The sequence below is a fragment of the Colwellia sp. BRX8-5 genome (genome assembly GCF_014077325.1).
Lineage (GTDB): Bacteria > Pseudomonadota > Gammaproteobacteria > Enterobacterales > Alteromonadaceae > Colwellia_A.
In genome coordinates, this window is record NZ_JACGVR010000012.1 from 109007 (window position 1) to 119972 (window position 10966).

The 10966-nt window shown below is 39.6% G+C and carries 9 protein-coding genes; 2 read left to right on the forward strand and 7 right to left on the reverse strand.

Annotation, left to right across the window (positions count from 1 at the left end):
• Position 1: 1 nt before the first annotated feature.
• The 6 genes from H4J62_RS10375 to H4J62_RS10400 form a co-directional block, all read right to left on the reverse strand.
• On the reverse strand, positions 2 to 883 hold the full coding sequence (locus H4J62_RS10375) for an A24 family peptidase (RefSeq protein ID WP_259364713.1): 882 nt from the start codon (positions 881 to 883) through the stop codon (positions 2 to 4).
• A gap of 82 nt (positions 884 to 965) precedes the next feature.
• Positions 966 to 2216 carry a type II secretion system F family protein gene (locus H4J62_RS10380; protein ID WP_182213332.1) on the reverse strand — a complete coding sequence of 417 codons (1251 nt, stop codon included), beginning with the start codon at positions 2214 to 2216 and terminating at the stop codon, positions 966 to 968.
• A gap of 84 nt (positions 2217 to 2300) precedes the next feature.
• Entirely contained in the window at positions 2301 to 4004 is a 1704-nt protein-coding gene (pilB, locus tag H4J62_RS10385) for a type IV-A pilus assembly ATPase PilB (RefSeq protein ID WP_182213333.1), read from the reverse strand.
• A 136-nt stretch (positions 4005 to 4140) separates the two neighbouring features.
• Positions 4141 to 4569: a prepilin-type N-terminal cleavage/methylation domain-containing protein gene (locus tag H4J62_RS10390; RefSeq protein ID WP_182213335.1), complete on the reverse strand. Its 429-nt coding sequence runs from the start codon at positions 4567 to 4569 to the stop codon at positions 4141 to 4143.
• Positions 4570 to 4729: 160 nt separating this feature from the next.
• Entirely contained in the window at positions 4730 to 5608 is an 879-nt protein-coding gene (nadC, locus tag H4J62_RS10395) for a carboxylating nicotinate-nucleotide diphosphorylase (RefSeq protein ID WP_404842390.1), read from the reverse strand.
• Positions 5609 to 5697: 89 nt separating this feature from the next.
• On the reverse strand, positions 5698 to 6216 hold the full coding sequence (locus tag H4J62_RS10400) for a TIGR02281 family clan AA aspartic protease (protein WP_182213338.1): 519 nt from the start codon (positions 6214 to 6216) through the stop codon (positions 5698 to 5700).
• A 42-nt stretch (positions 6217 to 6258) separates the two neighbouring features.
• On the opposite strand from H4J62_RS10400, the gene ampD reads away from it, so the two are divergent.
• Complete coding sequence (ampD, locus tag H4J62_RS10405; protein WP_259364714.1) at positions 6259 to 6852, forward strand: 1,6-anhydro-N-acetylmuramyl-L-alanine amidase AmpD; 594 nt, start codon at positions 6259 to 6261, stop codon at positions 6850 to 6852.
• Between the two features lie 113 nt (positions 6853 to 6965).
• Positions 6966 to 7889: a beta-lactamase regulator AmpE gene (gene ampE / locus H4J62_RS10410; RefSeq protein WP_182213340.1), complete on the forward strand. Its 924-nt coding sequence runs from the start codon at positions 6966 to 6968 to the stop codon at positions 7887 to 7889.
• 269 nt (positions 7890 to 8158) lie between these two features.
• Here ampE and H4J62_RS10415 read toward each other — a convergent pair whose 3' ends face one another.
• A complete protein-coding gene (locus tag H4J62_RS10415; RefSeq protein WP_182213341.1) occupies positions 8159 to 10879 on the reverse strand; it encodes a TonB-dependent receptor domain-containing protein in 2721 nt (906 codons plus the stop codon).
• Positions 10880 to 10966 lie beyond the last annotated feature (87 nt).

Genomic DNA, 10966 nt, shown 5'->3' on the forward strand with positions numbered 1-10966 from the left:
GCTAAAGCACTTGGACTAAATACCAAGACCATATATTTTCACCCCATAAAAATGTGATCCAACCTGCGATCGCAAGATAAGGGCCAAAAGGAATCGCCTGATCTTTTTGATGATTTTTAAAAAGCATTAAACTAATGCCGATAATGGCACCGACTACTGATGCCATTAAAATAAGTAAGGGTAATAATTGCCAACCTAGCCAAGCACCAAAGAGTGCAAACAGCTTAAAATCACCAAAGCCCATGCCTTCTTTGCCTGTCGCTAATTTGAACAGCCAAAAAACGGTAAAAAGGCTAGTGTAGCCGGCAATAGCGCCGATAACAGCATCTTCTAAAGGCACAATTCCATTTGATAGATTTACGATTAAGCCTAACCACATTAATGGCAGAACAATTTGGTCGGGGAGCAGCATATGATCAAAGTCGATCATCGTTAAGGCAATTAGGCCCCACGTCAATATTAAGGCGTAACAAGTGATCACAGTGACACCAAAATGTTGAGCAATAACTAAACTCAATAAAGCGGTACTTAATTCAACTAATGGATAACGCGCAGAAATTTTATTTTTACATTGGCTACATTTTCCTTGCAACACTAACCAGCTAACCACAGGAATGTTTTCATAAAAACGTATGCTATGTTGGCAATGTGGACAGGTAGAATCGGGCGTTGATAAAGTAAGGGGTTCTACTTGCTTTGTCGATGATGGCTTGAGCTCATCGGCAAGAAATTCTCGACACTCTTGATACCAACCTTGTTCTAACATTTTTGGTAAACGATAAATAACTACGTTTAAAAAGCTACCTATCATTAACGAGAAAACAAAAACAAAGCCATAAAAAAACAGCGAGTTACTTTCTAACAGATGAATAAATTCAGACAAGATAAAACCTTTTATTATTTATTAATTAACTATGGTGAAAACTAGGTGATAAAAATATTAGCGCACGATTTAGCGTGCGACACTAAACAATTTTACCTATTTCGAAAATAGGTAAGTACATAGCGATAATTAACCCGCCAATCACTACACCGAGTACTGCCATTATCATCGGCTCTAATAAACTGGTCAGTGAGTCTACCGCGTCATCAACTTGTTGCTCATATATTGTTGCAACTTTGGCAAGCATATCATCCACAGCGCCTGATTCTTCACCAATCGCAACCATTTGTATAACCATATCAGGGAAGATATTACAGTTACGCATTGCTAAATTCATCTGCATACCCGATGACACTTCGGCGCGAATTTCAAGGATCGCTATACGAAAAACCGCATTACCAGACGCACCCGCAGCCGACTCTAATGCGTCAGGTAAGGGGACTCCGGCGGCAAAGGTGGTAGATAAAGTTCTTGCGTAGCGGGCAACGGCTGCCTTTTCGAGTAAGGCACCAATAACCGGAATTTTTAATATTATTCTATCAACTCGGTCTCTAAAACTTTGGCTGTTAAGATGAGCTTTTTTAAAAAAGAAACTGGCAATAAATAGCCCCGCTAACCCTAAATACCAATAAGCTTGCATAAATTCTGATATGGCAATAACAAATAAAGTAAACGCAGGTAGCTCAGCGCCAAAGCTGGCAAAAATTTCTTGAAATACCGGCACGACAAAAATTAATAATATTGAGGTAACAATCAGTGCTATCACTAATACAGAGATAGGATATGTCATCGCTTTTTTAATTTTAGACTTTAATGCTTCGGCTTTTTCTTTATAAGTAGCAATACGATCATAAATGGTCTCAAGTGCGCCCGATTGCTCGCCAGAACTGACTAAATCACAATATAAGTCATCAAAGTATTGAGGATGGTCGCGTAAACATTCTGATAAAGGAATACCCGATTGCAGTTTATTACTTATATCACCTAACAATCTTTGCATATTGCCATTGCTATGACCTTTACCAATCATTTCAACGGTCTGTACTAAGGGGACACCAGCGCCAAGCATGGTCGCTATTTGCCGTGTTATAATGGCCATATCTGCAGGTATTATTTTTTTATCATTGGCATTACCAAAAATAGACTTGGCTTTCTTTTTTACTTTCCCCGGGGTAATGCCTTGTTTGCGCAGCTGAGATTTTAGTTCTAGCATGCTGGTCGCGGGTAGCTCACCATTAACTTTTTTACCTTTACGGTTTACCCCTTGCCAAACAAACGTATCAAGAGCTTTAGCTTGCGGTAATTTTCTTTTTTTAGCCCCTGAAGTTGCCATATAGTCTTTACCTGTAAAGTTAAAATATTAATCATTATTAATACTAGTCAATATCACTAAAAATGAAAAGTGGGTGGTTTATTGTTATGCAGAAGTTACACGGTTTATTTCCGCCAAACTTGTTACCCCTTGATGGGCTTTTTCTAAACCCGATTGGCGTAAATTATTGTAACCTTCTTTTTGACACTGCTGAGCGATATCCATAGAATTACCGCCTTCCATAATAATAGAAGACATTTTATCACTGATTTTTATCACTTCATAAACACCAACACGACCTTTATAGCCGCCCGTACATTGATCGCAACCTACGGGTTTAAATAATTTTATTTCGCTAAGTTGTTCAGGGGTAAAACCTTGTTTTTCTAGTTCAGGTCTAGGTATAACATCCTCAACTTTACAGCGATTGCATAAGCGTCTTGCTAATCGCTGAGCAATAATAATACTGACTGAACTGGCAACGTTATATGAAGGAACGCCCATATTTAATAATCGAGTCAGGGTTTCTGAGGCTGAGTTTGTGTGCAATGTGGACAACACTAAGTGACCCGTTTGCGCGGCTTTAATCGCTATTTCTGCAGTTTCAAGATCACGAATTTCCCCTACCATTACAATATCGGGATCTTGTCGAAGAAAAGAGCGCAGCGCATTAGGAAAGGTTAAGCCGGCACGCACATTAATTTGTACTTGATTAACGCCGTCTAAATTTATTTCTACCGGATCTTCTGCTGTTGATATGTTACGTTCTTCGGTGTTAAGAATATTTAACCCGGTGTAAAGAGATACTGTTTTACCCGAGCCGGTCGGTCCCGTGACTAATATCATACCTTGTGGTTGTGCTAAAGCGTCCATGTAAATTTGCTTTTGCGCCGGCTCATAGCCGAGCATTTCAATACCTAACATCGCACTTGAAGAGTCAAGTATACGCATTACCACTTTTTCGCCCCACATCGTCGGTAGCGTTGAAACACGAAAATCAATTGATTTTTTCTTGGACAAGGCTAATTTTATCCGTCCATCTTGGGGAACTCGCCGTTCAGCGATATCGAGCTTTGACATGACTTTTAAACGTGCCGCCATACGAGAGGCAAGTGATACGGGCGGCTTTGCCATCTCAGTTAAAATGCCATCAACACGAAAGCGTATACGGTAAGATTTTTCGTAAGGTTCAAAGTGTAAATCTGAAGCCCCTTTGCGAATAGCATCGAGTAATATCTTATTGATATAAACAACAATCGGTGCATCTTCTTTATCACCGGTAGCGCTATCATCTTCTTGACGCTCCTCTTGAACGTCAATACCGGCAAGTTCTGCAGCATCAATATCGGTAATATCTAAAGCATCACTTTCTTCTTCGAGAATTTTATCAATAAAGACTTGTAAGTTTTGATCATTGGTTAACACTAATTCGGTAGGAAACCCGGTGTTAAATTGAATATCTTCTAACGCATCTAGATTGGTTGGGTCAGACATCGCGACAAATAACACTTTGCCACGTAAAAATAAGGGCAGTGCATTATGTTTACGGATCAATTTTTCGTTGCGAATGCCATCGGGGATCATTGTACTATCGAAAGCGTTAAGGTCGATTAACGGAAAGCCAAAATTACGAGAGAGTATGGTGGCGATACTATCCGCGTTTAAATTTTTATCTTCAATAAGAAATCGTACAAAAGGTTTTGTTTGTTTAAGAAAGTCAGCACTGATCGATTCGACCATATTTTCGGCGACAACGTCATGCTTTAAAAGTGTAGCTAACACACTTGATTGTCCGTGATGTCCTTTCATGTAAACCTTTTAGTCGTAAGGAAAATGTTAACTATAATTATATGTTAACCCGTTTTAAGTTGAGTAAAAAGAAGTGTTGATAAAGTTTAGGTAAAAAAAAAGCTCCAGAGGAGCTTTTAAATTTTATTTAATGCTATTAACAAAGAGCATTACAGTTATCAGTCCAAACAATTTTTCCGTTAGCGTATACTGCCGTCAAAGTATAATCACCGCCAATTGGATTGACAACGGTCAATACACCATTTGCATTATCTGTAACAACCCAGGCAATTGATGTTACATTGGTCGCTGCAACTGCAGCATCGTCTGCAGGAACACCATTACTTCCAGCGGCACAGTTTGTTAAGCCACCTTGTACTTGAGAGCAAACTTCAACAGCTGTTTTTACTGAACTACCAGCTAAAACAACTTCAGTGTATTTCGCTTTTTCAGTATATTGTTGATAAGCAGGTAGTGCAACTGCGGCTAAAATACCGATGATCGCAACAACGATCATTAATTCAATAAGGGTAAAACCCTTTGCTTTGTTTAAAGATTTATTTCTTAAAGATTTAACATTGTTCATAATAGGTATTTCCATACATAATTACGGGGGCTGAATTCATCTTGCGACAAAAATCAGGAAATGTAAAATTTTGTGACACTTTTTTTATCATTTTTTTGATATTAGTTAAAAAAATATCAATAAGTAACATTTATTTAACTAATTGTGACACGCTAAAATGTTAAACAAAGCGCATAGAAAGGTCAATAGCATTGATGTTTTTAGTTAATGCGCCCACTGAAATAAAATCGACACCTGCTTTTGCATAGCTTTTTAGTGATTCTATGGTCATATTGCCAGAAACTTCTAATTTGGTTTTACCTTGTGAAATTTCAGCGGTTGCTATAACCGCTTGCTCAATCATTTCATGACTAAAGTTATCAAGCATAATAATATCGCTGCCAGCCTTTAATGCTTGAGTGAGTTCTTCGATATTTTCAACTTCAACTTCAACCGTTTTATTTGGATGGTTTTTTCGAGCCGTTTGAATCGACTTCTCGATACCACCACAGGCGGCAATATGATTTTCTTTAATTAAAAAAGCATCAAATAAACCAATACGATGATTAACACCGCCGCCACATGTTACCGCATATTTTTGCGCGCTACGTAAGCCAGGCACTGTTTTTCGGGTATCAAGTAACTTAGTGTTACTCGCCGATAATTCTTTAACATAGCGACTGGTTAATGTTGCGGTTCCTGAAAGGGATTGTAAAAAATTTAAAGCACATCGTTCGCCAGTAAGAAGAACACGTGCGTTTCCAGATAATTCAAATAAAGTGCTATTGGCTTTGACACTTTCGCCGTCGTTAACAAACCAAGTAATATCCGTTTTTGTCTTATGTATCACATCGAGCTGGGCAAAAACTTCGTTAACCCAAGCCACACCACAAATAATACAATCTTCACGGGTAATGATATTAGCAACCGCTATATTTTCCAGTGGAATTAACTCAGCTGTAATATCTTGGCTATTTTTTAATGCGTCGGCGTTATCAACACCTAAATCTTCACATAATGCCCAAGTTACTGTTTTTTTAATATCGTGTTGTAGTTGCACAGAAAGCATTGAATTTTATTCTCTTGTTGGTAAATAATTAAGTGAGTTTTTAGTGGGGCGTTTATCGCCAGTAAATCACAGCAGGTAGATCATTGCTCGCGTAAAATAAGTTTCTTACCTATCTGGCTGAATTCTACCCTTTTTAATGCACTCATGCCCAATAGAATTTCATTAGACTGCATGCTGGGATTGATGTGGGCGCTAACATCATACAAATAAATATTACCAATACTGAGCTGTTGTAATTCAGTTTGATAAACGGTGGTAGTGCCATTGGCCGTATTAACGAGTGACGGTCTGTTTCCCTTGAGCTGCAATTGCTCTGCTATATGAGCGGGAATCGACACTTGTGTTGCTCCAGTGTCGAGTAAAAAAACCACGGGCATCTCATTTATTTTACCATGTACTACATAATGACCTTGGCGGTTTTGTTGTAATGTTACTTCCGCTTTACCCTGTGTATTTAAACTCATCTGTGGATCTTTGTTAGGATCCCATTGCTTATCAAGTACATCTTGAAAAAAAAACACCATTAACGCCAACGCAATTAACCACGCTAACCAAATAAATATTTTTCCCATTTTGTTTGTCGAATCAAATTCAGTCATACTCTGTTCACAAATCTTGAAATTAAATATTAACGCTATTGTATGACGAAAGACTTAAAAAATAAATTGCCCACCAAGCAAAATAATAATATGCCTATTATCAGTGGCTGGCTTGTGAATGAAGAACAACAAAAATCACCACATTTTAGTGTGCGAGATAAAAATGATACGGTTCATTTATTGGTGGTACATAATATCTCATTACCGCCAAATCAATTTGGTGGTGGCTATATTACTGATTTTTTCTTAGGAAAGTTAGATAGCAAAGCACATAGCTATTTTGAAGAGATTGCCCAGCTAAAAGTTTCTGCTCATTGTCTGATAACCAGAGTAGGGCATATTATTCAATACGTTTCATTTGATGATAAAGCTTGGCATGCTGGTGTATCCTCCTATCAGGGGCTTGATAAATGTAATGATTTTTCTATTGGTATTGAGCTTGAAGGCGCTGATGATATTCCTTATGAAACGGCGCAATATCATACTTTGGCGCAATTAACCCAAGCATTGCAGCAATGTTATCCCGACATAAAAAGTAATATAGCCGGGCATAGTGATATTGCGCCAGGGAGAAAGACAGATCCGGGTGATGCTTTTAATTGGCAACATTTTCATGATTGTTTAAAGTCTAGTTAATTCAATAGCAAAGGGTATATACTCGTTACCAATGAAAATGCAGATATCAGAGTGTTTGAATGGCCACGGCGATATACTCATTTTACAAGTGGATAATAAATTAGGAAAACTATATGAGTCTTATTAGCTTACTTATTGCCTTGGCGGCAGAGCGTTACTTGTCGACGACAGCGTGGCAATTTCAAACCTATTTTCATGCTTATGTTGATCTATTTAAACGCACTAAATTAATGCATTTAGCCAAACCGTCAATTGTCTCACAGCTTATCTTTATTGCCATCCCCGTTGTTGTTTGTGACTTATTGCTCGAGCTTGTTGATGATGGCTTACTCTATTTAATCTTTTCAACCTTGATTTTGATTGTTTGTTTTGGTTGTACGAAAACGCGGCAGAGCTACAAAGCTTATTTATTGTCGGCTTTTCGAGGCGAACCGACAACATGCGAATTGCATCATAGCCAACTGCAACAAGATACTTGCAGCGCACCAATGAGTTTTGGTCAATTATTGGTATGGTTAAATTACCGATATTTTATTGCCATTATGATTTTATTCGTTGTCTTTGGACCCGCTGGTGCATTATTTTATCGTCTACTAGTTACCATGAATGAATGTCCTGAAGTGCTTGCAGAAGAATGTTCAGACAAGCAAGAAAAAGCTAACGCTGAGGTTGATGAAGCCGATGTTGAAGTAAATAATGAGGCTAAAACAACAGATTCTATGGAAAAAAATGAATCTCAGTTATTGAAAAATATGCTCTTTTGGGTCGACTGGTTGCCAGTACGCATGGTTGCTTTTGGTTATATGCTGGTAGGACACTTCTCAAAAGCCATGCCGGTATGGTTAGAAAATTTATTTGATATCAACAAACAGCCCAACCAAATATTGATTAGCGTTGCGCAAAAATCTGAAGACTTTATGGTTGACCCTGATGACTGTACTGCGGAACCTTGTTTATTAGTGAGGTTGGCAAAGCGGACTCTGTTGTTATGTCTAGCTGTTATAGCGGTATTAATATTAACAGGTATCCTTAACTAATCTCTTCTTTATACTTTTTGGATGGCACCTCGTGACATCCTTTTTCAAGTACTGAATCGAGTCAACCACATAGTGATATTTTTGCATAAGCGTTAGTATCACTATTAATTTGAATGTGTTCAATCACCAGTAAAATATTACCCTGCCTTTTTAAAGCGCGTCTTTCTTTTTGATTTTCGCTTAAAAGGCACTTTGGGTAATTGCTCAAAAGACTGTTGCCCCAAGCCTACCTTTAATCCTGCAGTTGGCATACTTGTCCTTTGACTCTGCTAAAACTCGTAATTCACCGATAAACGTACTGTTCTTGGTGTTTGCCAACTAGTTGGTAAACCGTAACTCGCGCTCTTTAATGGCGAAGTTACCGCTATGGTATTATCTTCATCGTCCCACATTTCATCCACTTGGGTAACACTGGCTGAATTTAACAGGTTGAATACTTCGACACGTAAATTAACAGTAGAGTCGTCTAAGTCAAACTGATAGCTAGCAGACACATCAAGGGTCATCACACTGTCGGTCCGACCTTTTGAGCCGCGGGGTACTAATTGTCCTTGGGCGTAAAACGATTCAGCGTCATAGGCTTGTGCACTTTCATCCGTTGGGTGATAACCAAATGCGTTGACTGGACGGCCCGTTTGATAACTGAAATTAGCCGCTAAGCTTATTTGTTCAGTGATTTGATACGCCCCGTATATTTTGACTTGATGACGGCGGTCGTTGGGTAAATCACCGTAGGAGCCATCCATTAGACCCGGCAGGTCATATTGTGTCGTTATCCCAGTATTGATGCCAGTGTTGTCTTGGCGGTTGTCTGAGCGAACTAAGCCTTCATAATTACCTTTTGACTTCGACCAAGTATACGTGGCATTTAACATCCACAGACCGTCCCATGCATGTTCAACTGAAAAACTCATCGCCGTATATGTGCGCTCGGGCTTTGCGTGGCCTAAGTCGGCGGCTGGAATCGTATATTCTTGATATTGGAGTGGCCCTTCATAGTCTGGGTTCGCTTTGATGGTCACATCTTGTCCTGGGTTGGCCAATACATAGTAACGAGAACCTGAGCACCGTGTACAACTGGCATTAAATTCTCGCTCAAGATAACGATTAAAGCTCGCGTCTACGTTTATATCTTCAACCGCCATAGCTAAATTACGGTAAGTACCTTCAATAGTCAGCAGCCAGTTGTCCGTGACGGGTATTTGAAAACCAATATTGACGTTGTCAGACGTCATTGGTTTTAAATCTTTATCGGTAATGTCGTAGTTTTCAGGAGGAGACCCATTATTATAATGGTCAAAGTAATAGATTGGAGTGCCGCTAATATTGGGGATTTGTAAAATCGGATCGGCGAAGCCATCAAAGGCATAATAATCTTGCCTGTAGGTTTCATTCCCTGCGAGTCGCAAGTTTGCATTCATTGGAATAGGTGAGTAAAAGCGACCGGCATTTAGCCAAAGTCGCGTTCGGCCATCTGCTGATAAGTCATAAGTTAGGCCCAAACGTGGCGCCCAATGGTTATCCATGGTTGAGAAGTTTTCTCCGACTCCATCAGCATTTTTGAAGGAGTCGCTGCGCAACCCAAAGTTTACTGTTAACAGGTCGGTGGCTTGCCATTTGTCTTCAAGGTAGTAGGCGATATTTTCCGACTCATAGCTACCGCCCGATTCATATTGGCGGTGACGGACCTGCCTGAATTGGGGGTTGTCGGGATCGGTATAATCGTCGACGTAAAGTAAGTAATAAGCGCCACCCGAGTTGATGGTACGCTGGTTTGCCGTTAATTTCTCGGCGTCGAGTCCAAAACTTAACTCGTGACTACCGAGCGTCCAATTAATATCAACACGAATAGTCTGGCGTTCATCGTCTCCTTCATCAATTAGAAAATTAAGAAATTGGCCCTGTTTAACAAACTTTCCAGCACTTTCATAAAGGTAATACACCACAGGGTTGTCATCCAGTTCATTTTTACTGGTACGTTCAGCTTCATGGACACCGTACTGCACGCTTAACGCTAAATCATCGGTGATAATCGAGGTATATTTTAGCGTCCAATTTGTGCCTCCCGTGTAGTCAACCCCATTGCGCGACTCTATCGTGTCGCCATGGGGGCTGACGATTTGGGTGGCGTTATTACTGCTATCGGAAAACAGCGTGAATTCGAGTAGATTGTTATCGGTAATATAGCCGTTGAGCTTCATTCCCCAATACGGATCTTCTTCCGTGACTTGATATCGGGCTTTATTATTCGGCCCCGGATTAATAGGATCGCTCGCAAAATTACTATACTCCACTTTTCTAGGGTTGAATAAAACATAGAAAAATAGCTGATCTTCAATCAATGCACCCGACGCCCAAAGATTAGTGTCGATATTTGAGTATTCACTGGCCCGATTGTCAATAAAATATGAGCCATCCGCTAACGTAACTGATGGGGACGACTCTCGAAGAAAATCAGGTTCATAATTCAGGTTTATACCCGCCTTAAACTCGTTACTCCCCGATTTTGTTTGAGCATTGATCATGCCGCCGTGATAACGGCCGTATTGAGCGGAATAACCATCGGTTATAACCTCGACAGACTCGAACATATCAAAAGGTACAGTCGAAAAACCGGTATTATTTCTAACATTGGTGATATTAAGGCCATTGACATAAAACACATTTTCAGCAACAGAGGCGCCATTAATAGCGGGTAAATTTCCAAACGCGGTGTCGCCTTTTACGGTACCTGGTGTGAGCATTATCACGTCGGTGAGTGAACGACCTATTGGAATTTTATTGTTGACCAAGTTATTTGTTGATTGGTCTGATGCATCGACTACCTTATTACTAGAACCGTCTTTTGTGACCGAAGAGGGAGCCTGTTTTGCATGTTTGTTGATCATTTTGCTGGCGATGATATTATTTGCGAATGCAGAACTATGACAGACTATTGTAAAGGCCATTGTAACGGCCACCGTAACTAGGTTTTTATTAAACTCTTTCACTTACGATCCCTATAATTTGAGCTTATTTGTCTTTGATTTGTACTTACTTACGGAGCTTGAGAAAGTACTAAGACTATTATTATTAAC

What these genes read in the sequence shown, in the direction of transcription:
- H4J62_RS10380 (WP_182213332.1), bottom strand. Translation starts at nt 2,216, where the DNA reads ATGGCAACTTCAGGGGCTAAAAAAAGAAAATTACCGCAAGCTAAAGCT.
- pilB (WP_182213333.1), bottom strand. Translation starts at nt 4,004, where the DNA reads ATGAAAGGACATCACGGACAATCAAGTGTGTTAGCTACACTTTTAAAG.
- H4J62_RS10390 (WP_182213335.1), bottom strand. Translation starts at nt 4,569, where the DNA reads ATGAACAATGTTAAATCTTTAAGAAATAAATCTTTAAACAAAGCAAAG.
- H4J62_RS10400 (WP_182213338.1), bottom strand. Translation starts at nt 6,216, where the DNA reads ATGACTGAATTTGATTCGACAAACAAAATGGGAAAAATATTTATTTGG.
- ampD (WP_259364714.1), top strand. Translation starts at nt 6,259, where the DNA reads ATGACGAAAGACTTAAAAAATAAATTGCCCACCAAGCAAAATAATAAT.
- ampE (WP_182213340.1), top strand. Translation starts at nt 6,966, where the DNA reads ATGAGTCTTATTAGCTTACTTATTGCCTTGGCGGCAGAGCGTTACTTG.